The organism is Leeuwenhoekiella marinoflava DSM 3653 (assembly GCF_900129005.1).
GTDB lineage: Bacteria > Bacteroidota > Bacteroidia > Flavobacteriales > Flavobacteriaceae > Leeuwenhoekiella > Leeuwenhoekiella marinoflava.
The window spans coordinates 35,557-61,088 of the sequence record NZ_FQUN01000009.1 but is presented as its reverse complement, the minus strand read 5'-3'; the positions used below and the strand labels follow the sequence as shown (position 1 = coordinate 61,088).

Sequence of the window (25,532 nt, the reverse complement as noted above, 5' to 3'; positions counted from 1 at the left end):
ATTAAAAAGCCTCTTTGTTGAATTACAAAGAGGCCTATTTGTAAAATCTTATTGCAGGTTATCCTATTACTTCGCTTTCAGTTTCTGCAAGGTATTTTGTGAAGGGTTGTTTTAATAAACGCTTGCCTGTTGCAGCCTTGATAGCATTTGCAACCGCACCGCCCGCTGGAGGAAGTCCGGGTTCTCCCAATCCGGTGGGGGCTATTTCACTATCAATAAAATGAACCGCAACTTTTGGCGTTTCATTCATTCTTATTAATCGATAGGTGTCAAAATTACTTGCGGAAGGTTTTCCGGCATCAAATGTAAAATCACCATACATTGCGTGACCAATTCCGTCAAGAACTCCACCTACAACCTGATTGTTAGCTCCTGTCGGGTTGATCACAATCCCACAATCTACGGCAGCAGTAACGCGTTCTACTTTTGGCTTTCCGTTTTGAATGCTGATTTCAGTAACTTCTGCTACGTGCGTGTTGTGACTGTAATAAGCAGAAAAACCTTTGTAAATTCCTTCTGGCGTGTTGTTCCAATCTCCTTTTTCTGCAGCTAATTTGATGACTTCTTTCATTCTGGAAGCAGAATATTCAATACGATCATCTGCACCTTCATCTACATTGTCTAGTAAATCCAGACGGAGCTGAACAGGATCCTGATTTAAAGCTTCTGCTACTTCATCAAAAAAACTTTGTTCAGCAAATGCAAGAAAGTTCGTATAGGGTGCGCGCCACGCACCGGTTGTAATATTACTTTGATAATTAGCGCTTTCAATCTTTAGATTAGGAATAGCACCTGCCGGAAAGAAATTAGGAATCAGTCCATACATGTTGCTGTTTATGGCAGCTTCTTTCAACTTATAACCGGTTACTTTCCCATCTTTTAAAGCTGCGGAAATACGATATTTGATTGCAGGTCTAAAGATTCCGGCGTTCATATCATCTTCACGCGAATAAACAAGTTTAACCGGTTTGCCGGCTTTATTTGAAATTTCGGCTGCTTCAAGAGCAAAATCTCCATACAGTCTGCGTCCAAAACCTCCACCCATACGAGTCAATTCTACTTCCACTTCTTCTGGGGCACGATTTAGTAAGTTAGCTACACGGTTAGCAGTGCCTTCAGGTGTTTGAATAGGTCCCGCTAACTGTATTTTATCAGATGTTACATCTGCATAAAAATTCATCGGTTCCATACAGTTATGCGGTAAAAATGGAGATTCATAAATACGATCAATTATCCGATCCGCTTCCGCAAAAGCTTTGTCTACGTTACCATCTTCTCTGCGAACTTCACCTTCAGAACTATTGAGTAATCCTAATAGAAGTTCGTTGTGTTTCTCAGTACTTTCTAAAGCGTTGTCTTCCCAGTTTGCTTTTAAGACTTTTTTACCTTTCATAGCAGACCATGTGTTTTTAGCTAAGACAGCAATTTTATCACCAAACTGAACCACATCAATAACACCGTTTATTTTTCGAGTTTCGGTATCATCAAAACCTTTTAAGGTCTGACCAAAAGCAGGAGGGCGCATCACAGAAGCTATAAGCATACCGTCTTTTTTATAATCCAGTCCAAAAAGCGGTTTCCCGGTTACGATTTTATTCAGATCAACGTTTAAAGCATCATTACCTATTATTTTGAAATCTTTAGGCTCTTTTAATGTTACATTTTCCGGAACTTCAAGAGCTGCAGCTTCTTTAACAACATCCCCATAGCCCAGTGTCTCGCCAGACTTGCTTGTGATTATCCCATCTTTTGCAGATACTTCAGAAGCGTCAATTTGCCATTTGGCCGCCGCTGCATTTACAAGCATTTGTTTTGCAGTAGCTCCGGTTTGACGCAAGACATCCCAGTTTTGACGAATAGACTGACTACCACCGGCTACCTGCCCGCGGTATTTATCAGTATCCAGACCGGCTTGCTCTACATGCACATGCTCCCACGGCACATCTAATTCTTCGGCTACAATCATTGGCATCGAAGTTTTTACACCTTGACCAATTTCGGGATTGGGTGAAAAAATGGTTACATACCCGTTGTCTGCAATTTTTATATAGGCGTTGAAGTCATTAAAATTGAGGTTTGCGATATCTACCGGAGGCTTTACCTCGTCTTTGCAAGCCGTTAAAAAATTAAAGCCTATCAACATACCGCCACTGGCAAGGGCAGAAGTGCGTATAAATCCACGTCTGCTAAAAGTATTTTTTATCTGTTTTTTCATAACGCAGGTTTTAGGCGAGTTTTTCTGCAGCATCAGCTACAGCTTTTTCTATACGGTTATAAGATGCGCAACGGCAAAGATTACCACTCATCGCTTCGCGTATTTCAGATTGTGAAGGCGTAGTGTTGGTGTTTAAAAAAGATGCAGCGGTCATTATTTGACCAGCCTGGCAATATCCGCATTGTGGGACGTCATTTTCTTTCCATGCAACCTGAACAGGATGCGAGCCATCTTCAGAAAGACCTTCTATGGTTGTGATTTTTACTTCTTCTAGTGAACTGATTTGAAGTAGACAACTCCGCGTTGCAGTGCCATCAATATGAACTGTACATGCTCCGCATTGACCGATTCCACAGCCAAATTTAGTTCCAACTAAGTTCAGTTCATCTCTTAAAACCCATAATAACGGCGTGTCCGGTTCGGCTTGGACACTTAGGGATTTACCGTTAACCATTAAATTATATACCGGCATCGCAAAGTTTTTTGTTTGTGTCAAGTTAATAAAATCTTAATGTATTTTATTTATGAAAACCTTATTTATACTGGTTCAAAAAAGGATATCATAAGTATAGGGTTGTATTTCTAGGTATTTAGTTAGTTTTATAGAATCTATTACAAATGACAAAAACAGCAATACTCATACTCGCCGCAGGGAATTCAACCAGAATGGGAGAAATAAAACAACTGTTGCCCTACGGAAATAGTACTTTATTACAACATGCAATTAGACATGCTAAAAATTCAATTGCAGAGCAGGTTTTTTGTGTGCTGGGAGCACGTTCTACAAGAATACAGAAAAGTATAACTGAAGCGATTGTTTTTATTCAGAATAAAAACTGGCAAGATGGTTTGAGCAGTAGTATTGCTTGTGGTGTCGAAAATATTCAGTTGATGGATTTTGACTCGATATTAGTTATGCTTGCAGATCAACCTAAAACAGATACCGCCTATTTAAACCTGCTTATTGAAACTTCAGTAAAGCATACAAACAAATGTGTAGCTTCAGATTACGGGACTAAAAATGGAGTTCCGGCGGTTTTTCCGAAGGCTTATTTTAAAGAGCTAATCAATCTAAAAGGAGATCGAGGAGCTAAAATTTTATTGAATGCGACTGATGAAACGGTAATTGCGCTTGATGCCCAAGATAAACTACAGGATATAGATACTCCTGAAGATTATGCCCGTTTGCTGAAAAAATAAACTTATTTTTAAACGCTAAACCACCATAAGATTAAGACAATGACTGCCGATCAGGAAAAAAAGCAAGCTGCGCTAGAAGCTGTAAAGTATATAAAAGACACTATGGTCGTGGGCCTTGGTACGGGTTCTACCGCAAAACATATGATAGAAGCCGTGGGCAAACTTGTTGCTGACGGAATGAACCTGACGTGTGTACCTTCATCAGAAGCTACCGAAAAACTGGCAAAAGAATTAGGGATTAAAATTGTCGCTCTCGATGCGATTGATAAAATTGACGTTACCATTGACGGTGCAGATGAGTTTGATGAAAAATTTCAATTGATCAAAGGTGGTGGTGGAGCTTTGCTGCGCGAAAAGATTCTGGCTTGGAATACTAAATTCAATATCATTATTGCAGACAGCAGAAAAGAAGTTCAGAAGTTGGGAGCTTTTAAACTTCCGGTTGAAGTGATTCCGTTTGCAACCAAACAAATCTTAGCTTATTTAGAGACAGAAGGATTACAACCCGTGCAACGTATGCGAGGAGGTGACCCATATCGTACAGATGAGAACAACAATATTATTGATATCGATATTTTTAGAACCGAAGATTTACAAGCTTTAGAATCAAAATTATTGAAGATTCCCGGAGTGGTAGAAACCGGACTTTTTCTGGATACCACCAGTCTAATAATCGTGGGAAAAGAAGGAGGTCCTGAGGTTAAGGAACGTAGATGATAAAACAAAAAAAAAGCTATCAGAAATTTGATAGCTTTTTTTTGCAATTTTTTAATGCTTAGCTATAAACTTGCTCCAATAATTCAGAGATTGCTTTTGGTTTTCTACCCAATAATACTTCAAGATCATTTGATTCAGAATTGAATTCACCAGCAGCAATTCCCAAAGAGAAAACCAGCATCATATCTATTGCTTCTTCAGGAACAGCATAAGACGTCATAGTAGATTTAAAGGTTTCTACATCTGGAGAAACAAAAGCAATTTCTTCAGTTGTAATTTTAGTTAAAATTGAAGCAATTGCTGCAAAATCAATTGCTTCAGGGCCATTTAAAGTATAAATTTTATTGGCGTGGTTTTTATAATTTTTAAGAACATGCATACCGGCTTCTGCTAGATCATCTCGCAATGCGAATCTCGTTTTTCCTGCTTCGGTAGGAAGAAATACTGTTTTAGACCCCAGAAGCGCTTCTTTTTCACCTAAAAACATCGGTACTACTTCAGCATATAAATTATGTCTTAAGATCGTATAATCAAGACCAGATTCTTTTAACCAATTTTCGGTTTTGATATGCGCATCCATAATCATAGCTACAGGAGAATTCTGCGAATCATCTTTTCTACCGGCACTCGTATAAACAATGTGTTTTACAGCGGCTTCTTTTGCAGCTTCAATTACATTTTTATGTTGCGATTCGCGCGAAGGAATATCACTTCCCGAAACAAAGTAAAGCGCGTCAATGTTTTTAAAGGCTGCTACCAACGCTTCTTTATTATCATAATCAGCCACTTTTAATTCATGGCCTTTTTCTTTATAGGATTTAGCTTTTTTACTTTCAGCATCACGAACTAATACTGCTATTTCTGATGCATGAACACTCTTTGATAAATGTGTTATAGCGCTGCTTCCTAGTTCACCGGTTGCTCCGGTAATTAAGTATTTACTCATAATTTTATATATTTAAGTTATTAGCTTACTTTTGGTAAGTAAAGATAGTTGTTATATGTCATCCTTGAAAGAACTTACTAGAATGTAGTTCACTTACTTGGAAGTTAGTTTAGTTGAAACTCAATGAATTAAAATGGAAAATATTTTAGAAAAATATGCAGATGTTGCAAATTGTCCGGTGCGTAACGTGCTCGACCGTTTTGGAGATAAATGGTCTACTCTTGTTTTACTATTGCTTGATGAAGCTGCTGTAATGCGTTTTAATGAATTACATAAAGCGATTAATGGCATTTCGCAAAAAATGCTCGCCGTGACACTTAAATCACTAGAAGCAGATGGTTTAATAATCAGAACCCAATATCCTGAAATTCCCCCCAGAGTAGAATACAAATTGAGTACGCGTGGGGCATCACTTTTGCCACACATTCAAAATCTGGTGCAATGGGCGAATACCAATTTTGGTGCTATTGAAGAATCGAGAGCGGTGTATAAACGCTAAAAAGCTCAAAAGAATTTTCTCCTGAGCTTTTACTATTTAGGTTAGTAGGGGCAATCAGTCTTCGGGTTGCTCGTCTGCAGTCCAGTTGAGATAGCCGCCTTCTAAATCGAAAATCTTAGTAAAACCGGCATCTTGCATAATCTGCGCAGCTTTGCCACTGCGGTTACCCGATCTGCAATAAATATAAATCGGTTTTGATTTGTCTAATTTTTCAATTTCTATATTGAAATTTTCTGGTTCTAGCACATTGATATTTTGAGCATTTTCAATTTTTCCGGCTTCAAATTCTTCAGGTCTACGCACATCTATCAAAAGGACTTGTTTCGATTTTAAGCTATCAGCAAAACTTACTTTATCTAAGATCTGATATTTTAAGCCCTGAGCTTGTGTTTGAAAGCTGAATAACGAGATGAAAATTAGAGATAAAACCAATTTCATAGTCTATTTTTTTAGAGTTGACGGGCAAACAAAGTTTGTTCTGGGAAGTTCTGTCTCTTTGATTGCTTTATAACCACCTTGTACATCAATGAGATTGTGTATACCACGACTTTTTAGAATACTAGCTGCAATCATGCTGCGGTATCCACCTGCGCAATGCATATAAAAATCTTCTTTCTCCGGAAAGTCACTTAGATGCTTGTTGATGTAATCCAGCGGTGTGCTTTCAGCCACCTCAAGATGTTCAGATTCAAATTCTCCCGGCTTACGTACATCAAATACAGGTGTATCTTTATCAGTTTTCACAGCTTTTTCTAATTCGCTTGCCGGAACAGATTTAACCGAGTCGGTTTGTTTTCCTGCAGCCTTCCAGGATTTAAACCCACCTTTTAGGTATCCTATAGTTCCGTCAAAACCTACACGAGATAAACGGGTGATGGTTTCTTCTTCACGCCCTTCATCAGCAACCAATAAAATAGGTTGTTCCGTATCGGCGATAAGCGCTCCAACCCACGGTGCAAAACCACCGTCTATACCAATGAATATAGATCTCGGAATATGCCCTTTTGCAAAATCTCCTGCTTTACGCACATCAAGAATTACGGCGCCGGTTTCATTAGCAGCGGTTTCAAAAGCATCTGGTGATAAGGCTTGTGTACCGCGTTCTAAAACCTCGTCAATATCATCGTAGCCTTCCTTGTTCATTTTCACATTCAACGGAAAATAGGAGGGAGGCGGTAACAACCCATCTGTTACTTCTTTGATGAACTCATCTTTAGTCATATCTGCGCGTAACGCATAATTGGTTTTTTTCTGATTCCCCAGCGTATCAACTGTTTCTTTACTCATATTTTTTCCGCAAGCAGAACCCGCTCCGTGTGCAGGATAAACGATCACATCATCAGCCAAAGGCATGATTTTTTCGCGTAAGCTGTTGTATAAAAAACCGGCAAGATCTTCTTGTGTAAGTTCTTTAGCTTTTTGAGCCAAATCTGGCCTACCCACATCTCCAAGAAACAAGGTGTCACCGCTAAAGATCGCGTGATCTTTTCCATTTTCATCAATAAGTAAGTAGGTAGTGCTCTCCATTGTGTGTCCCGGAGTGTGCAACACTTTTATTGTGATGTTCCCCAATTTAAATTCTTGATTGTCTGTTGCGATAATGGCTTCAAAAGCTGGGTTTGCTTTAGGACCGTAAACAATAGAGGCTCCGGTTTCTTTAGCCAATGTCACGTGACCGCTCACAAAATCTGCGTGAAAATGCGTCTCAAAAATATATTTGATGTTCGCATTGTCAGCCACAGCGCGATCCATATAAGGTTTAACTTCACGTAAAGGGTCAATAACGGCAACTTCGCCTTCACTTTCTATATAATAAGCTCCCTGAGCTAAACAACCGGTGTATATCTGTTCTATATTCATAATTCAAAATTTACGATCTTGATAGCGGGTTTTGAGGCTAAGTTCAGGATCATTTATGCAACAAAGATAAGACACCTTACGCAGTGTAGCAGTAACAGAAGTTACATAGATGAATGATAGAACTAAAAACTAAACACCAAACTTTATTGCAAACTGAAAACGGCCACCTTCATCCCCGGTGAAGTATCCCAGACTGCTGCTGAAGAATCCTCCTACACTAAAATTGAGTCCGCCCCCGTAGCTGTCATGCCATACTTTTGAAGACTCTTCATTAAGCCAAATTCTCCCCAAATCATAGCCGGCAAAAATGTTAGAACGAATCGGGAAAATGGCAGTTTTTAAAGGTTTAAACTGATATAAAATATCTGCGGAAGCACGAAGTGCTTGGTCAGCGGTAAACCTTCCTAAACGGTAACTTCTTAAACCAGAATTTCCACCCAGCTGCGCTGCCTGATAAAATGGAATGGTATTACCAAATCTCAATTGACCATCGATCTGTGTTTTTAAAACCAGATCCCGAGAACTGTCTATCGCGTTCCAAAAAGTGATTTTTGGGTCTGCGGCAAAAACTGTTTCAGAGTTACTCAAATCATCACTATAAAAACCAGAAGCTTCAAAAAGCATTCCTCTTGTAGGAAATTTTGAGTCGTCAATGCTCTTGTAGGAATAAATAGCATTTAAAGTTAAATAATATTTGTTATTCAGATTATTAGGATTGTTTAATTGAAGTGATGAATCAAGTTGGTAATTCTGATATGCAATATCTGTTGCAAATGAACTGCCATATTCACCGTTGTAATACACACCTGTTCCAGCTTCAAATTTTTGCATACTGATACGGTTTACATCAAAATTTGAAGCTGTATTTGAGGTCTCATTCCCAAAACCAAAAAAGTTCTCCGTGTAATTATTTGTGGTCGCGAGACCTGAGATTTTAAAATTCCACTCCGGAAAAATATTTGCAAAATGCACTTCACCTTTAAAAATTGCTGCTTGCGTTAACGAAAAATATTGAGCATCCAGAACAAATTGTGAGGTGAACGGATTGCGTTCAAAACCTAATTTTTGTCGTGCAAAACGCAAATGAGGCGCTACTCCCCAATCTGGATTATAAGGCAATTCTAAACCTATTTTTTTAGCTTCATCAGGAAGGCGTTCTGAGTCATAAATATGATTCTCATATACACTACTAAAGCGCAAACGCGCAGCATTATTCTCTTTAACTTTATTACCATCTGGTTGATCATAAACCGTTAAGTTATTTCCATTTTTAAGATCATACGTGTCGTCATCCTGACCACCGGCAATAACTAGTTTAATTTTTGATTTGGCCGTACCTAATGTCGTAAAAACATCATCATCATCCAGACCATAAATCCAGATTTCTTCAGTTTCTTCCGGATTAAAAATGCGGTCAAAAAGCATTGTTTCGTCTTCACCATCCTTAATGCGAAAAGCTTTAATTTGGGTTGTACCGTCTTCGTTTCGGGTTATGTAAAAATGATCATCCTTATCGGTTCCTTTCAAGGTTTGAAACCTGATGTAGTATTTGTAATACCGTTCAATGATAGCTTTTAAGTTTGCTTTTCGCGCTAGCAAATCCTCTTGCAATTGTTTCCAATCTTCATTTTGAATTTCCACAGGCATCTCACTAAAAGCCTTACTTACAACTTCAGGAGTAATATTTTCTTGAAGATAATAAACCGCATCAAGCCAGTTTTGTTTAGTTGTTTGCTGAAGCACAGCACGATCAAGATTAATCGCACTCTCACTGAACTTTTCTATAAATTCAATGTCCGCACCGTAGTTACCGAGTTCGCGGGTGCCTGCCATAAACTTCTGCATCATTTTTATAATCTTCCCGTCAAACTTAGAGAACACCTGATCACGATCTCGCGGAATGGCGATATAAGTGTACACATCATTTGCATCTTTACGCGCTGCCCAACGCCATTGATCTTCGTGACGGTCCCAGTCACCAACAAGCATATCAAAAACCCGTGCTCTGATGTATTCTTGCTCTGCAACTTGATTTTTCTCATCCTCGCGAATTTTTTCAAAAAGATCTGCGGTACTTTCTACATCTTCATTAAACCCAAACATATGGGTGCCGTTAAAATCATCGTCTGGCTTCTCTACAATCATATAGAGGCGATCTCCGTGTGTCTTATTGAAGTCACCCAGTGTTCTTTGTTTAGGTACATAAAAGACTTTAGGATGCGTGTGGTTGAGATCTGCTGCTCCGGCCAATCTGGGGATAGCAAATGCACCGTAAGGATGTGAAGCGGTATAAAAATCCTCTATAAGTCTCGCAGGTAAAGTTCCTTCAAAATACTCTTGTGCATCCAAGTCATCGTAACCTGATGCTTTTAAAAATGCCAACGGATCTTTTGCCAAAGCACGCATATTGTATTCACGATCGTCTGCATCAATCAGTCGTAAAGATTGGGTTTGATTACCACCGCCAGCACGTTCTACCATAAGACCGCCATATAGGGTATCTAAAAGTACCGTTGGCGCATCGATTTCTAGGCCATATAAGTAGCGGTAATGCTTTCCCCATTTTTTTTCATATTCTGCAGTGACTTCAACAAGTTCTTTTGGGTAGATACTTGCTTTTTTTGACTGTGGAATGTTTTCTTGTAAAGAATCTAAGGAATAAGGTTCCGGTTTTGCATAGCTTTCTTTAGCAAAGCTTACTGAAAGCTTGTTTTCTTTATCTAAACTGTAAAAATGAACGGTAGACAAACCATCCTCAAACAATCTCAATTCTGAAAATCCCGGTTGTACTGAAGCAAAAAGTCCGTCTTTTCCTAAGCGGACATATTCTGTTTTACTACCGGTTCCTGATATGATTTGGCGAATATTTTCATTTTCGATATACTGCATGGAGCGCTCGTGCGCCGAAAGTACAAAGAGCCGTGGCAAGCCAATAGCCATTGTTTTGATCTCGCTCATCAATTCATTCATCAATGGGTTGAATTGATCTTGCTTAGAAATTCCACCTTGTGTTCTTGCAAAGCCCCATAAAAAACCTACTACGGGTACATACGCATTTTCTGCCGATGGTCTGTAAAACGAACGCATACTCATCTCACCGCCGTAAATCCCGTTAGAAAAAAGTGGGTGATGCATTACGAGCAATACGTTTTTATGTCGCGCTTTACGCGCTTCATCTTTGAGTATTGTTAAAAATTGCGTTCGCGTTTTTATAGCACATTTGTCATTAAAACCAGGGTGTTTGCTCCAGTCTTCAATATACCACTGCGAGTCTATGATGATGATTTCGGTTTCATCATCAACAGTTATGGTTTCAATAGGGCAGCCATTTTCGGGTTGAAAATGATTGTCTTTACCCATTTTCTCTTCGATGTAATCTTCAATCTTTTCGAGTCCTTCAACACCTTTATCATTCCAGTCGTTTTCTCCGGGGATAATCAGCGTTTTTCCTTTAAAATCTTTGACTAACTGTACGAGGTGCTTCAGTTGTTCTTCGTTATTATCTTCGGTAAGTTTATTGGCATATACGTTATCACCTAAAATCATCAAGTAATCATCCTCTTTTGCATTTTTATTTTGAAGGCTGTCAAAAGCTTGAATCAAAGCGTCGTTAGGGCCGTTTTTACCGGAACCTAAATTTCCTAATAGAAAGACACTTTTATATTTAGAAGTGTCTTGTTTTACTTGAGTTAAAGTATGCTGTTTATTTCTGTATTGGGTGCGTTTACTCGCACAAGAGTATAAAAATATGAGCGTAAAAACTATTGATATAGAATACTGTAGTTTTTGTTTTTGCATGAAATGGGGTGTAGGTTATAAAGGCAAAAATATTAAATCTGCAGCGCGTCAAAAGTTTTTGTGTGATTGTTAACGTTCTCACTTCTAGGTAATCTGTTTACAGTTGGGTATCAAAAATTGACAATTGAGTAAGTCTTTTTATATAAAAGAAGCATCTGTTTTCATCTTTGAAGCATCTAATCAAAAAATAGCATTATGACGCGGGTATTAATCTGGGTATTTAAGATTGCCGTATCTCTGGCAATGACGCTCCCTAATCAAGAGCAAAGGGCATCTAACAAACAGATTGTTGAACAAGTAAACGTTCAAAGCTGCAAGATGTACAGTAATTATTCAGATTGTAATACCTTTAAATCAGTAGAGAGTTCTGAAGATTGCCTACTATAAACCTTTTTTATGAATACTTTTTTTAAGGAATTTGGTAAAGCTTGTATTGTAGGTGTAGCGATCTATACAGTTTTTTTATTGATTCATTTGGGAGGCGGTAATCCGCTTTATTTTAATAAAAGGCTCGCAGAAGATTTTGGGATCAGTATGCTGTATTCAGTAGTGCTATATATGGCAAATATGGCTGTTTTTAGATATTTCTACTTTAGTAATAAGATCAGGCTTTATTCTTCAAAACACTTAGCTAGAGCTATACCGGCGAGTTTAATAGTTACTGCCATAAGTGTATTTTTTATCAGAGTCTTTATAATTTGTGTATTAAAGGAGTTTTCTTTTTTAGAATTCATAAGTGACGAGAAGTTTATAGATTACTGGATGCCGCTGTTTATTGCGCTCGTTTGTAATGCGATCTTCTATTTCTTTTTCTACTACAAATACAAAAAAGAAAGTCAGGTAAAGGAGCAGAAAATTATCGCTGGTACAGCTTCGGCACAGTTTGATGCATTAAAAAATCAGTTAGATCCTCATTTTTTATTCAATAGTTTGAATGTACTTACCAGTCTTATTGAAGAAAATCCTGCACAGGCTCAGAAGTTTACCACTTCTTTATCTAAGGTTTATCGCTATGTTTTAGAACAAAAAAATAAAGAGTTGGTCACCTTAGATGAGGAACTAGCCTTTGCCAAAACCTATATGACGCTTTTAAAAATGCGTTATGAAGACAGTATTATTTTTAATATGCCTGCGGAAGTAATCCATCCCCAAGCACGAGTTGTGCCGCTATCTTTACAGCTTTTGCTAGAAAATGCGGTAAAACATAATGTGGTAAGCGGTAATCATAAACTACATATTAGCATTGAAGAAGAAGAAGGCAATCTGGTTGTACGCAATAATCTACAGCCTAAAAAGATTATGACCAAAGGTAGCGGAGTAGGGCTCATTAATATCAAACAGCGCTATGCTTTACTTACCTCCAGAAGGCTCCAAATTCAACAAACAGAATCAGAATTTATAATCAAAATACCCAAGTTAACCCGTCAACTAAAATCAGCAGTTATGAATACAGAACAGTACCTTACAGACAAGAAATATGCGCTTGCTAAAGAACACGTAGAACAACTTAAAAGCTTTTATATACACCTAACGGTATATTGTATAGTGATTACTGGTCTGGTTATTCTCAACTTCTTTACGACTTCCTTTCCGTGGGCGATTTTCCCGGCATTGGGTTGGGGATTAGGCGTGTTCTTTCACGGAGCAGAAGTTTTTAAATGGAATCCGTTTTTAGGGAGAGACTGGGAAGCGCGTAAGATTCGTGAGATTATGAATGATCAAGAACAAAAGCGGTAACAGTTCAGTCTAAAAAAATGACAGGTGAGTTAGTAAGAATTTATTGAAACAGTAATTCTCACCAAATTTGTTTCAGTATTAATCATTAAAGAACTTTAAAAATGGAAAATTTTGATAAAGAGAATCGCTACTTAGAAGCTAAAGAACGCGTAGGCCACATCAAGAAATTTTACACAAGTTTAATCAGTTATTTTGTAATTATTGGAGCTCTGGCAATCCTAAATTATTATACAGATAGTTTGCGCTACCCTTGGTTTTTATGGGCTGCATTTGGCTGGGGGATAGGTTTGGTCTTTCAGGCAGCAAAAGCTTTTAACTGGAACCCTTTTGTAAGCAGAGAATGGGAAGAACGTAAAATTAAAGAGTTTATGGAGCGTGATGAAAAATCACATTCTAATATGGGGCGTTGGGAATAGATTTTAAATATTTATAATAACTAAAAATTAAATACAATTAGAAAATGAACGTACTGGTTATTGAAGATGAAAAACCGGCAGCACGCAGACTTACCAGAATGCTTGAAACTTTAGATTTAAATGTTTTGGCTCAATTGCACTCAGTAGAAGAGGCGGTAGAATGGTTTTCAAATAACACGCATCCAGATCTTATATTTCTAGATATTCAATTAAGTGATGGTTTGTCTTTTGAGATCTTTGATGGGGTAGCAGTTACCAGTGCAATTATTTTTACCACGGCTTATGATGAGTATGCGTTGCAGGCTTTTAAATTGAACAGTATTGACTATTTGCTCAAGCCTATAGATGATGAAGAGCTTGAGGCTGCTGTTACTAAGTTTAAAAAACAACAGCCTGCTTCTAGTGATGTTAAACTCAATTTTGAGGACATTCGTAAACTTCTAGGGGTCAATCCGGTTGAGCGCGATTATAAAAAGCGTTTTACCGTAAAAATAGGGCAGCATCTTAAGATGATTAATGTGGATGATGTGGTCTGTTTTTACAGTGAGAATAAAGGGACTTATGCTCGTACAACTGATAAACGAGATTATTTATTAGACACTACTCTAGAAATTTTAGAAGGAGAATTACAACCCGATGTATTCTTCAGGGTGAGCCGTAAGTATTTTGTGAATGTAAATTCCATTCGTGATATTATAAGCTACACCAATTCGCGATTACAAGTTAAATTACAGGCTTGTGATGATCTTGAAATTATAGTGAGTCGCGAGCGCGTAAAAGATTTTAAATTCTGGCTTTCTTAAGAAATTTTACTCGATGATTGAGATCTAAATGCTCCAAGACATTTCTCTAAGTCAAAAGCTGTTTCATTGTATGTCTTTTGGACCTGCCTTTATCAGCCAGACAGGTTTGTCCTATTTAATTTACTTTAAACGAGCCAACTCCCGGTCTGTATTGTTGTAAGCTGCTGCTTTTTCCCGTATTACAAAAATACCTTCAAGATCTGTCTGGTTTGTTATGTTGGCTTTCGCATCAATTAAAATGAGGTTGATCTCGTCTATTATTATTTCTTCAGAATTTTTAACAACGGATTTAGTCTGTAATAAAAAATATAAAGCGGTGAGCATCTTGTGCAGCATAACCACATCGTGTTTACAGTAATTACGAAGCGGAACAAAAACAAAATAGATCAACTCTTTAAAATCTATCGTTCTCAGGCTTATTACTGGTTCATCATCTTTATTCTTTATATAGCTAAAATCTTCTTTACAAAGTCTCAATGCAAAAAGCTCTGAAAGGTAATCTATACAGGTTATAGCAGTTCCGGGATCATTGATACCCGGGCTCATTGCTTTGATTGCAATCTCGGTAAGTTGTTTAAAACCCAGAATATAATTGTGCTTTACGATTTCGCTTCTTGAAAATCCGAAACAGGTGAGTAAGTGGTTTCTTTGTTCTTCATCAAGTTCTTTGTTACAACGGGCGATTGGTACGTTTTTTAAAATAAAAGTGCCTTTAGGAACCAGAATATCAATTTTACAGTCCAGTTCACTGGAGAGTTCGAGTAGGGCATCTACAGCAATGGTTTGCAGATAACCGGTATTGTCTATTTTAATAACATTCCAGTCTTTGCTTTCCGGGAAATCTTTTCTGCTGTATTTTTCATCGGTTTGATTGATGAGTTGGGTTAAACGCGTTTTTGCTTTCTGGTAGATCGTCTCGATTATTTTATTAATCTGAATCGCTTCGGAAATTGAATGAATAAAATAAATAAAGAGTGCTAAAACCAGCATACTCAAAATGATACCAATCAATACTGCAAACCCAGGGAGTTGGTATTTGTTATCCGTAGGTTTTATACTCAGTAAAATGAGAATGCAGTAAATAAGCGTTGCGATATAATAGCCTAAAACATACTGATGCCTTTTATTAGAAATCAATCCCGGAAGAATTCTTGGAGAATAATTGTTAGAAGCCTGATTGAGCAAGATCATAACCATAGAAAAACTGAAAACCATCAGCGAAATAATACCTCCTATGAACGTACTGAGCAGTGTACGCGCAGTGTCTGCATCATTAATGACTAACTGCGGGGCATTTTCGATCAAAAAGCTAGAAACACCTTGGCTTTCTGCATAGAGCATGACAAAACCTATGCAAAGACCTCCAAAAGCAAATAGAGAAGGGTAGAAGCCAATTTTCCCGGTAAGATTGGCAAAAAATAGTCGGAATTTAGTTATAAATTGAAGCATAAGCGAATTTGCGCAATATCTTTAAAACCTGTGTGCTTTTTGATATAGTGTTAACAAACTAAATCTCGGTATCTTCAGGGTTTTGAGTTTCTATTCGGTTTTCATTAAACGCGCTTGGTAACAATTCGGGTATAAATTTTACCAGTAACGGAAGTAAAATGCCACCGCCGGGAAGCATAAAAATTGCAAGAGACGGGATACTTTTACAAATGTCCAACAGCTGTGATTTGACCCGCTTTTTTTCGACTTTGTTCAAATCGCGAACCGTGGATTGTCCCAATAATAAAACCAAATCTTTACTTTCTGAAAGTTCCTGAAGCAAGCGTTTTTTATTCCGAAGAATAAGCGTTTTCACCGTTTGACTGGTTTGTGTATAAAAATGTTTTACCGGATTGCTGTAGTTGAGGTACGAAATACTTTTTCGGTTTGCATGTATAAAGGTGTGTACATAAGTTGTAGACTGCTCGACAATTTCATTAGGAAGTTTAAGAAGGTTACCGAATTTCTTCAGAAAAAGGTATTCGGTTTTATCAAGCTTTACATCATCCCATATGGCCAGTGCAGCCAAGTCTAACAAATAGCGTTTTTCGAGCAGGTCAGTATAGGTTTCAAGAGGAACTTCGTCAAGATTTTGAGCTTCTTGTTTTAAGTTTCGATTATACCTAAGTGACTTTTCAAAAAGTTTAAGCAATAACTTATCATATAGCTCTTTCTCTTCTTTTTGCATCAATGCGAGCCAAATCACATTCATTAATGTAGCTTCTAACTCTGAAGCATAATCGCTAATATTTTCTTCGTTTTCCAGATAATGTTGAAATGCTAAAACATCAATAAAAAGCAGCGCATTGGTTATAAGGTTGCTAAAGTTTTTTTGAAGTACATGTTCATTAGTCTGTATACGCTCTTGAATGATTTTTTCTAAAGAAGAGGCATTGGGTTTTAGTTTAGAGAATCTGGTAAAATAAAGGTGATTTTTAGGATCTAACTGCTTATAATATGTTGTAATAGCTTTAAAAAAATGAGTATCGTCACCATATTTTTGATAGTAAATACAATAGAGACTATCAAAAAAGTTGAGTTTAGCCCGCTCAGTTTCATTCCATTTTAAAGGCTCTGCAACACCGTAGCTCACCGTAGTTACCGAAACTCCATATATAAAACCAGACTGAAGTAGCAATTCATAAAAACCATTTAAGTCTGAGTTAAGCTCTTTAAAAGATTTTTTTATGACCGGTTGATGCTTTGTAATCCATCCTGAAGACGAAGGATTCATAAAATTTGGATTAAATTTTTGAATTTAAAATACTGAAAATTAAATAGTTGTGTTGTGTTTTGAAAATATTTTTATTTTTTTTCAAATTCCGAAAACCACAGTCAGCTTTACTACGTAAATGTAGTGAATAAGTTAAGTTGGGCATTTAACTTTTCAATTGAAAAATCCAAATCTCAATTATTTTGGAGAATATGGAAAGGAAGATTATCAATTTTGGTTAGTTGATTAGTTTTTTTGGATTTTTTGTTAGTTGAGAATCACCTTGTTTTGGAGAAGGCAGGTGATTCTTTTTTTATGCCTATTTGTGAAATTATTTTTTAATTCCAATCTATCTACTATTTCAAGTTTTCAATAAAGTTGAATCTGACGATAAACCCTCGAGGATGCCAAGTTGGAAGAAGTCGCTAAAGTACCGCACGTGTTCCCAGCGTTTGTTCCGGTAGTGTGCTATGCGTCGGTACAGCCTGCTCCCGCTTTATAAGGGAGAACCCTAAGTCTCAGCAAAGCATGATGGGGTTAAGTAAACGCTGCTCAGCAAAGTCTAATGATCTGTATAGGCTCACCTCTTGACAAGGCCTTAAAAATGCCTTATATTAGCAACGCTAGGCTAAGACGCGTTTATCTTAACCGCACAGCCTAGGATAGGGGGGAGGCTTTTTTTATAAGTTGGATCTTAAAGAGCAGCTTGCCATACTACCTGCAGCGAGTACTCCGTGCTGCCATTATTCCATTTTAAACATTCCAGAGCTCCATTCACCCAAGGTTCACCCGTAGTTCACCCGAGGTTCACCCGCGTTTCACCCGGGGATACTGCATAGCAAAGGCAGGGTAACGGTATACTAACGCTATGGGAGGTATAAGGCTGAGGTTCATCAAATAGTCACGGATGCAATGCTACCTTTTCAAGAAACGCAGTTCCTAAAATTTTCAATATGATACGTTGTTTTAAATGGCATGCTTATTTGGCAGTAAGGGTGCCAGTTGTTTCGGTCAAATAGTGCTGCTTGGCCTCAAAATACAGCGCAAACATTACCCAACTCCCTGGATCGGCTACACCCCCCCAGAATAGCGCGTCAGCGTGTATGAAAACCTGTTTTAAAAAGCTGAATTTATGAGTTTGTTATGAAATAGGTAGCTGTCTAAGCATAGCGGTTTGCCCTCCGGAATACTGCAATAAAGCCTTAATAATAAGTATGCTATCCCAATACCTAGAGCTATTTTTTACATACTCCTATTTTACTTCCAGTCTACTAAGCGTATCGTTCTGAGATTAGTCTAGGCGCTACTAACTTAGAACCACTTTGCTACCGTATTCAACCAGAAAAAGTGTGGTAAAGTGTGGTAGGAGTGTGGTTGCAGTGTGGTAGGAGTGTGGTAGCACTCCGACTTTGCCTGCACGTTAACTGCCAGAAGCTATTGAGGAAAGCGGTACTAAAAAAGGAAGTAAATAAATTTGAAATAGGGTAGCGGCTAGGTAATCTGTGAGGGGAGTCAGTTTTGATTGTACGGTATCTTATCATTACAGCATCAAGTCCTATCAGGGCTCAACGGATATCATCGTCAAAAAGTGATGATATCCCGCAAATTTTGCGGGGATATTTATATATTTAGTGTTGATATAACAAGTTAGCTGTAATGGCAAAAAATCGTGCAAACAACGAATTAACCCGAAAAGATAGATTTGGATTACATCAAGAATGATTTGACTACATTTTAAATCTTTTTCATTTTGAACTTTGTAACTCACAAAAAAAGAAAACAAAATGAAAATCACGCTTACAAGTTCTTTAGGTAATATTGGAAAACCGCTCACAAAACAATTAATTAATTATGGTCACGAGGTAACCGTAATTAGCCATTCTATTGACAGAAAGGCTGAAATTGAACAAATAGGAGGAAAACCAAAAATTGGGTCTTTAGAAGATTTAGATTTTTTAATGTCCGCTTTTAAAAATACTGATGCGGTATTTTTATTGAATCCGCCTGATTATTCTAAATCTGATATTCGAGAATACTACCGACTTATAAACGCAAACTATGCGGAAGCCGTTAAAAAAAATAAAATTAAACGTGTTGTTCAGTTGAGTAGTTTCGGAGCGCATTTAAATTCTGGAACAGGACCTATTTTGGGTTCGCATTTTGCGGAAGAAATAATAAAACAATTACCGAACATAAATTTGACAATTTTAAGACCTACCTATTTCTATTACAACCTTTGTAATTATATAGATATGATAAAATATACTGGTCAAATTGCAGCGAACTACGGTCAGACCAAGTTCCCTTTGGTATCGCCAAAAGATATTGCGAACGCAGTTGCTGAAGAACTTACAACAACCAAAAGTAAATTGTTTAGATACATAGTAAGTTCTGAACATACAGGTCAAGAAATTGCTACAGCACTAGGAAAAGTAATAGGGAAAACTGACTTAGAATGGAAAATTGTATCTGATGAAGAAATAAAAAAAGGAATGGAACAAAATGGCATACCTACAAACATCGCCAATCTGTTTACAGAAATGTATGCAAGTCTTGCAAATGGAAAATTGACAGAAAACTATGAAAGTAATAAACCTATTAAAATGGGTACTGTAACACTTGAAGATTTCGCAATAGACTTTGCTGAAATGTATATTAAATAATTATGACAAAAGATATTATTCATATAAAAACTATCTCGGAATATCATAAACGAAATGGACTTGCAAAGCCACAACATCCTTTGTTAAGTGTAATTAATTTCAATGATATTATCTATACGCCAAATATTAATTTAAATGTAACGCACGGATTTTATTGCATTGCGTTAAAACATTTGATTGACGGCAAAATGAAATACGGTCAGCAAGAATATGACTTTGACGAGGGAGTTTTGGCTTTTATCGCACCAAATCAAATAATGCGAATTGAATCCGTCAATCAACAATTTAATCATTCGGGATGGTTGCTGATTTTCCATCCCGATTTTTTATGGGGAACCAATCTTGCAAAAAAAATAAAGCAGTACGACTTTTTCGGTTACGACTTAAAAGAGGCGTTGCATCTTTCAGAAAAAGAAGAGGATATGCTTACCATTATTTTTCGAAGTATAAACAATGAATATAACTCAAACATTGACAAGTTCAGTCAAGATGTTATAATCTCTCAACTAGAATTATTACTTACTTATTCCGAGCGATTTTACCAAAGACAGTTCATAACAAGGAATAAATTTAACCACAGCATTCTTGAAAGATTCGACACCCTTTTAAACGATTATTTTAAAAATGAAGATATGTTATCAAAAGGGCTACCCACAGTTAAAAACCTTTCAACTTCAATTAACTTGTCGCCAAATTATTTAAGTAAACTACTCAAAACTATAACTGGAAAAAGTACTCAAGAATTTATCCACGAAAAAGTGATTGAGCTAGCGAAAGAAAAATTATCTACTACTGAATTATCAGTAAATGAAATTGCTTTCGGTTTAGGTTTTGAACACCCACAATCATTTGGAAAGTTGTTTAAGAAAAAAACTGAATTGACCCCTTTAGAATTTAGAAAAGCATTTAATTAATTAAAAATCGGAAAAACCACTACAGCTAACAATGGTAACCGTTGCACAAGTCCGTGATTTCTATAAAAACCTATTTATCTAAGCCGCTTTTAAGCGGTTTTCTAGTTTTAGACCGTTTGTAAATTAGCAAACACCAGATTTCTTAAAATCAATCTATAAGCTTCCATTAGTGTTGTTTTGAGTTTTAAAAAGAAGTCGAGCAAACCTGCTCCACTTTTCACCCGTTTTTGAGTGAATTTGAAGTATTTCTTAAGGTTGTAGGCGATGGCGGAGAGCTGCATGCATTTATTGGTCTGTTTTAATCTTATGCTATTTGTTTTGTGCGAAAGACAGGTTCTATTGTGTTTTGCCTTTTGCCCAGACAACTGTTGCGTATGGGGAAGTTTACACAAGCCTATTAACAAAAATCCGTAAGGAATTTACTGAGCAGTTTTGTATTTTTATTCTTTCGTGAAAATACACGCCAGTCTTTTCTGCAGAAACACGTTATATATTGAGGCTAAACTTAAAAAAAAAGAGACTTATGAGTAATCTAAAAAAAATTAAATCTAAAAATTGAACAATATGCAAATGACTCAAATTTGACTGAACTGCAAATTGTTGAGAAGTTGGAAAAACATTACTTCAATAAAAAGGTAAACGAGAATTTAAAACTATACAAGAAGGTAAAGAAAAAAGTGAGCGAAATAACAAAAGACCTAAAAATTTCACCACGAAAATTTTATGCAATTTTGGAAAAAAAAGAAAATAATACACAAGAAATACAACAAAGGGTGATTTTCAACTTATTATAGTTTATCAGGATCAAGGGGGAAATATAAATAGCTAAGGGTCAAAAAAAAGTCCAGCGAATTTAGATTCGCTGGACTTTTTTAATAATTAAAATGTAAAACTAATTACATTTCTTAAGCGTTATTCTCTACAACACCTAAGGTATATAATTGTTCCATTGTTGGAGTTTCGCTTCCACCTGCCGGTTCTAGCGTGATACCAAATGCTTGAGAGTCATTAGGATTCTCTAAGCTAAAGATCTTATAGCTATTGTTTGCAAAATCATCTAAGAGTCCCATACTTGTAGGAGTAAGCGGATCTAATTTTAATGACCATACTTGATACACAAAACCTTCAGGAGGTTCTGGTAAGCCCATAGCATCTATATATGCGCTGTTAGATTCCTTATCCCAAAAAACGTTTACATAAGCTTCTGGAGCAACCTGCTGACCGGTAAGAGGTACTTTTATAATCTGTGGTTCGCGAATAACTGCAAGAATCTCTTTAGTTTGAGTTAATACATCTTCAGAATGCTGAAGTTTGCTTTCTAAGGACTTGTTTTCGATTTCTACCACTTGTAACTCTTTACGAAGTGTATTTGTTCTATTCAACAAAATAAATATTCCGATTAAGAAAATTACCGAAGCTGCTACGCTGATAAATGACAGCAAACGTGTTCTTTTTTGAGATGCCGGGTTTAATTGTACCACACCATCATTGCCTTGAAGTTTCGCTTTTATTGCTGCAAGTATTTCTTCAGGATTATAAGGTGCAGCTGCAGTTGCCAGATTTTGAAGCGCGGCTTCTATCTGCTCTACTTCTTTTTCTACTTCAGGGTATTGTTTAAGTACCGTTGAAACTTCTTCACTTTCTTTAGAAGTTAAGGCACCATACACATACAGTTCAAGTATGCCAGATTCTATGTATTCTTGAATATCCATTTAATTTACCAATATAGCTCTTAGTTTATTAATACAAAGTCTGTTGCGCGTTTTAATAGTTCCTAATGGCATATTTAATTCTTCAGAAGCTTCTTTTTGAGTGTAACCTTTAAAAAATAAAAGATTAATCACTTTCTTACAATCTTCTCCTAAAGCTTTGATATATTTCTTTATACCTATCGCATCAACTTTACTTGAAAAACTACTTTTGTTTTCGAGAATATCTACGAAATATTCTTGAGTAAGGTTTTTCTTTTGGTTTTTAAATGACTTGGATCGCGTCTTATCTATTGCTGCATTACGAGCAATATTAAGGAGCCAGGTAAAGAATCTTCCCTTTTTAGAAGAGTAAGATTCGCAGTTATCCCATACTTTAATAAAAACATCCTGTAATACTTCTTCTGAAGCTTCAACATCGTGGAGTACGCTGTTTATAACACCAAAAATGCTTTCTGAGTATAGACTATATAAGCGTTCAAAGGCTTTTTCGTCTTTCTGCTGAAGACGTAAAATTAAATCATCTGGTTGCATAGCAATCTGTTAGTAGTGCTTAAATGTATTAAATTAAAAGTAAAAAAGCAGCTCAAAGAGCTGCTTTTAATAATTTCATTTACAATGTGCATTGTATTATTCAATAATACCACCACAGCTTACACGTGGTCCTGCAGCGCCGCTAGGCTGACTTGTAAAATCATCTGCACCTTGGTGCACAATAAGACCTTTACCTACAATATCCTTCATAGGATCATCACAGCTAATACACCACTCATCTGTAGTCGTTGTAATTGTACCATTACCATTTTCATCTGCCTGAAAATTACCTATATCTCCTTTGTGATAACCTTCTGCAGCACCCCATTTACCATGCTGTTCTTTAGTAGGATTCCAGTGACCACCTGCAGAAGTACCGTCATCTGCAGAACAATCAGCTTTCTCATGAATATGAATCGCGTGCATGCCCGGCTCTAAACCTTCAAATACAGCAGTCATAGATACCTCACCGTCTTCTTCTGTAAAAACAGCACTACCGGTTGCAGTACTACCACTTTTAGATTCTAAATTTACCGTTAATTTTTTAACAACAGGAGCCTCTTCTTGCATGTCTGCTGTTTCGGTTGTAGTTGTTTCGTCCATCTCTTTTTCCTTCTTGTCATTCTTACAAGAGGTGAAACCTAATGTTAATGCAAGAGAGAAAAGTATTGCGTAGTTTTTCATAATAGAAATTTGATTAGTTTAAAAGACTAAATTAAGGGTTTACAATAGCCTGACCAAACGATTAAAGATAAGCTTAACATTAGCGTTAACTAGGGGTTGAAGCTTTTTGGTATTGCAATGGTAAGTTTAGAATCGGTCATTTTGGCTTTAATTAACTGTTTCTCACCCATAAACTCTCCATCAATTTGAAAGGCAATCGGTTTTTTGCTGTGTATACTAACTTCTTTACATTTAATAACTTTTACAAAATCAGGATCCAGTTGCACGTCATCATAAAAGGTTTCTAAAATCCCTTTGATGCTGAAGTTTTTAAAGACCAAAACTTCAAAAATCCCATCGTCCATTTTCCCGGTAGGGTTTATTTTTGCTCCGGTTCCAAATTTATTTGCATTCGCGATAGCTACCAGAACACCTTCTTCAATACAGGTTTCATCATCACATTCAATTTTTACTTCAAAAGGAAAATCATTATTAATGAGGGTAGGGAATGCTTGTATGAGATAGCCTAGTTTTCCGCGTATTTCAGACTTTTCATAATTTTCAATCAACTGCGCGTTAACTCCTAAATCTGCAATATGTAAACAAGTAAAACCATCAATTTCTAGGAGATCCATAGCTATAAAATGCTCACCTAATGCAATTTTCAATTGTTTCTCAAGTGAGTCTGGAATATCAAAATTGGTAGCCAATCCATTAGCAGAGCCAGATGGTAAAAGACCTATTTTTAACGATTCACCTTTAATCGCATCAGCCACTTCGCGAATGGTACCGTCACCACCAGATATTAAAATACGATCTGGTTGTTTCTCTGTAATTAAATCCTGAATAGCTTTCTTGTCGTTTTTACCGGTTGTCTCATATATAATGCTCTCATCATTATTTTGAGAAACATGCTTTTTAAACGCTTCTATAATAGGCTTTTTATCGGTACCACCTGCAATAGGGTTTATGACAAGTAAAATGGTCTTTTGTGTTTTCATTAAGTAGATTTCGATTTAAAATTAGCTATTTTGACAGCAGAAGAGCGTTAATAAAATACCAATTAAGTGAAGCTTGATCTACAATTATACCGCGGATATGCCAACGATGAAGAACTAGTCGTTTTTGGCCATGTTTTTAAATCTTGGGCACCAGATAAATATCAAACAGATCGCAAGGGTTTTAAGCATGCGTTCTCTGTTTTGCATATGTTTAGAATTTCTCCTCTAAAAAATGTTGAAGTTCGGCTGCGGTTTAAAGACATTGATATTACTACCAGAACGATGAATGATGGCTATTTTAGATTTACAATACCGTATGAGAATAGTTTACAAAGTGGCTGGCATACGTATGAGGTGACTTGTAAGCCTGAAGAAGTAAATTATGGAATTGTTGAAAAAGCTCAGTTTTTAAAACCTTTTGAGAGTAAAGTAAGTATTATCTCAGATATAGATGATACTTTTTTAATCTCTCATAGCGGAAATATATTTAAAAAGCTTTTTGTTATGCTAGCGCGAAATGTAAACAATCGCAAAACTTTTGAAGATGTCGTTAAGCATTATAAAGCCTTGAGTAGCAGTGGTCATAAAGAGAAAGGAAGAAGTAATTCTTTTTTTTATGTATCGAGTAGTGAATGGAATTTATATGATTTTATCGTTCAGTTTACAAAGCTTCAGGAATTACCTAAAGCCGTTATTAAACTGAAAGATATTAAAACCGGAATTTCAGATTTTTTAAGTACCGGTGGCGGCAATCATGACCATAAATTTGTCAAGATAAAAGACATTATCTCTTTTTACCCGAAGCAACGCTATGTACTTCTAGGTGACGATTCGCAACAAGATGCTTTTATATACGAGCGTATTTGTAAAATGTTTCCTATGAGTATTGAAGCAATTTATCTGCGTCAAACCGGAAGAACAAAAAAGAGAAAAACTAAAAAAGTGCTTCAGAATATTAATAATATGAAAGTAGCTACTTGCTATTTTAAAAAGAGTACAGAAGCTATAAAACATTCTAAAGAGATTGGTTTTATAGAAGAAGAGTATTAAAAAGCCCAATTGTTTGATCGGGCTTTTTACTTGATAATCGAGATTTAAATGCTCTGAGGCTTGTCTCGAAATTAAAAACTGTTTGCTTTTAATGACTTATGGACCT

The 25,532-nt window shown here is 36.6% G+C and carries 23 protein-coding genes; 10 read left to right on the top strand and 13 right to left on the bottom strand.

The genetic code is table 11. From position 1 onward, the window contains the following. Positions 1-58: 58 nt before the first annotated feature. A complete protein-coding gene (locus tag BUB91_RS08875; protein ID WP_073098888.1) occupies positions 59-2,215 on the bottom strand; it encodes a xanthine dehydrogenase family protein molybdopterin-binding subunit in 2,157 nt (718 codons plus the stop codon). 10 nt (positions 2,216-2,225) lie between these two features. Continuing rightward, on the bottom strand, positions 2,226-2,687 hold the full coding sequence (locus tag BUB91_RS08870; protein WP_073098887.1) for a (2Fe-2S)-binding protein: 462 nt from the start codon (positions 2,685-2,687) through the stop codon (positions 2,226-2,228). A gap of 146 nt (positions 2,688-2,833) precedes the next feature. On the opposite strand from BUB91_RS08870, the gene BUB91_RS08865 reads away from it, so the two are divergent. Continuing rightward, positions 2,834-3,415: a nucleotidyltransferase family protein gene (locus tag BUB91_RS08865; protein WP_073098886.1), complete on the top strand. Its 582-nt coding sequence runs from the start codon at positions 2,834-2,836 to the stop codon at positions 3,413-3,415. Between the two features lie 39 nt (positions 3,416-3,454). Continuing rightward, entirely contained in the window at positions 3,455-4,132 is a 678-nt protein-coding gene (rpiA, locus tag BUB91_RS08860) for a ribose-5-phosphate isomerase RpiA (protein ID WP_073098885.1), read from the top strand. Positions 4,133-4,190: 58 nt separating this feature from the next. Here rpiA and BUB91_RS08855 read toward each other — a convergent pair whose 3' ends face one another. Beyond that, the gene (locus BUB91_RS08855; RefSeq protein ID WP_073098884.1) at positions 4,191-5,078 is read right to left on the bottom strand and encodes an SDR family oxidoreductase; all 888 of its coding nucleotides are present in this window, start codon (positions 5,076-5,078) and stop codon (positions 4,191-4,193) included. 133 nt (positions 5,079-5,211) lie between these two features. Between BUB91_RS08855 and BUB91_RS08850 the strand changes: the two genes are divergently transcribed. Beyond that, positions 5,212-5,577, top strand: a complete 366-nt coding sequence (locus tag BUB91_RS08850) for a winged helix-turn-helix transcriptional regulator (protein WP_073098883.1) — start codon at positions 5,212-5,214, stop codon at positions 5,575-5,577. Positions 5,578-5,631: 54 nt separating this feature from the next. Here the strand turns inward: BUB91_RS08850 and BUB91_RS08845 are convergent, their stop codons facing one another. The 3 genes from BUB91_RS08845 to BUB91_RS08835 form a co-directional block, all read right to left on the bottom strand. After that, entirely contained in the window at positions 5,632-6,015 is a 384-nt protein-coding gene (locus tag BUB91_RS08845; RefSeq protein ID WP_083557890.1) for a rhodanese-like domain-containing protein, read from the bottom strand. 3 nt (positions 6,016-6,018) lie between these two features. Next, positions 6,019-7,437, bottom strand: coding sequence for an MBL fold metallo-hydrolase (locus tag BUB91_RS08840; protein WP_073098882.1), 1,419 nt, complete (start codon positions 7,435-7,437; stop codon positions 6,019-6,021). Positions 7,438-7,566: 129 nt separating this feature from the next. Continuing rightward, a complete protein-coding gene (locus BUB91_RS08835) occupies positions 7,567-11,235 on the bottom strand; it encodes a bifunctional metallophosphoesterase/BamA family protein (RefSeq protein WP_073098881.1) in 3,669 nt (1,222 codons plus the stop codon). 195 nt (positions 11,236-11,430) lie between these two features. Between BUB91_RS08835 and BUB91_RS08830 the strand changes: the two genes are divergently transcribed. The 4 genes from BUB91_RS08830 (at position 11,431) to BUB91_RS08815 (ending at position 14,191) form a co-directional block, all read left to right on the top strand. Further along, positions 11,431-11,622, top strand: a complete 192-nt coding sequence (locus tag BUB91_RS08830; RefSeq protein WP_073098880.1) for a hypothetical protein — start codon at positions 11,431-11,433, stop codon at positions 11,620-11,622. A 9-nt stretch (positions 11,623-11,631) separates the two neighbouring features. Further along, a complete protein-coding gene (locus BUB91_RS08825; protein ID WP_073098879.1) occupies positions 11,632-12,972 on the top strand; it encodes a 2TM domain-containing protein in 1,341 nt (446 codons plus the stop codon). A 101-nt stretch (positions 12,973-13,073) separates the two neighbouring features. After that, positions 13,074-13,388: a 2TM domain-containing protein gene (locus BUB91_RS08820; protein ID WP_073098878.1), complete on the top strand. Its 315-nt coding sequence runs from the start codon at positions 13,074-13,076 to the stop codon at positions 13,386-13,388. A 44-nt stretch (positions 13,389-13,432) separates the two neighbouring features. Next, positions 13,433-14,191 (top strand): LytR/AlgR family response regulator transcription factor, encoded by a 759-nt coding sequence (locus BUB91_RS08815; RefSeq protein ID WP_073098877.1) that lies wholly within the window; start codon positions 13,433-13,435, stop codon positions 14,189-14,191. A gap of 120 nt (positions 14,192-14,311) precedes the next feature. On the opposite strand, the gene BUB91_RS08810 is transcribed toward BUB91_RS08815, so the two are convergent. Both BUB91_RS08810 and BUB91_RS08805 read right to left on the bottom strand, forming a co-directional pair. After that, on the bottom strand, positions 14,312-15,640 hold the full coding sequence (locus BUB91_RS08810; protein ID WP_073098876.1) for a DUF2254 domain-containing protein: 1,329 nt from the start codon (positions 15,638-15,640) through the stop codon (positions 14,312-14,314). Positions 15,641-15,698: 58 nt separating this feature from the next. After that, positions 15,699-16,913 (bottom strand): LETM1-related biofilm-associated protein, encoded by a 1,215-nt coding sequence (locus BUB91_RS08805; protein WP_073098875.1) that lies wholly within the window; start codon positions 16,911-16,913, stop codon positions 15,699-15,701. Between the two features lie 1,763 nt (positions 16,914-18,676). Here BUB91_RS08805 and BUB91_RS08800 point away from each other — a divergent pair. After that, a complete protein-coding gene (locus tag BUB91_RS08800) occupies positions 18,677-19,555 on the top strand; it encodes an NAD(P)H-binding protein (protein ID WP_073098874.1) in 879 nt (292 codons plus the stop codon). Positions 19,556-19,557: 2 nt separating this feature from the next. Next, the gene (locus tag BUB91_RS08795; protein ID WP_073098873.1) at positions 19,558-20,469 is read left to right on the top strand and encodes a helix-turn-helix domain-containing protein; all 912 of its coding nucleotides are present in this window, start codon (positions 19,558-19,560) and stop codon (positions 20,467-20,469) included. 107 nt (positions 20,470-20,576) lie between these two features. On the opposite strand, the gene BUB91_RS21010 is transcribed toward BUB91_RS08795, so the two are convergent. The 5 genes from BUB91_RS21010 to BUB91_RS08770 form a co-directional block, all read right to left on the bottom strand. Next, positions 20,577-20,750, bottom strand: a complete 174-nt coding sequence (locus BUB91_RS21010; RefSeq protein ID WP_164917851.1) for a hypothetical protein — start codon at positions 20,748-20,750, stop codon at positions 20,577-20,579. 624 nt (positions 20,751-21,374) lie between these two features. Next, positions 21,375-22,181, bottom strand: coding sequence for an anti-sigma factor (locus BUB91_RS08785; protein ID WP_073098872.1), 807 nt, complete (start codon positions 22,179-22,181; stop codon positions 21,375-21,377). Continuing rightward, the gene (locus BUB91_RS08780) at positions 22,182-22,712 is read right to left on the bottom strand and encodes an RNA polymerase sigma factor (RefSeq protein ID WP_073098871.1); all 531 of its coding nucleotides are present in this window, start codon (positions 22,710-22,712) and stop codon (positions 22,182-22,184) included. A gap of 96 nt (positions 22,713-22,808) precedes the next feature. Next, positions 22,809-23,396, bottom strand: coding sequence for a superoxide dismutase family protein (locus tag BUB91_RS08775; RefSeq protein ID WP_073098870.1), 588 nt, complete (start codon positions 23,394-23,396; stop codon positions 22,809-22,811). A gap of 89 nt (positions 23,397-23,485) precedes the next feature. Further along, the gene (locus tag BUB91_RS08770; protein WP_073098869.1) at positions 23,486-24,376 is read right to left on the bottom strand and encodes a diacylglycerol/lipid kinase family protein; all 891 of its coding nucleotides are present in this window, start codon (positions 24,374-24,376) and stop codon (positions 23,486-23,488) included. Positions 24,377-24,442: 66 nt separating this feature from the next. Here BUB91_RS08770 and BUB91_RS08765 point away from each other — a divergent pair, with 66 nt between their 5' ends. Further along, complete coding sequence (locus BUB91_RS08765) at positions 24,443-25,426, top strand: App1 family protein (protein WP_073098868.1); 984 nt, start codon at positions 24,443-24,445, stop codon at positions 25,424-25,426. Positions 25,427-25,532: the final 106 nt, after the last annotated feature.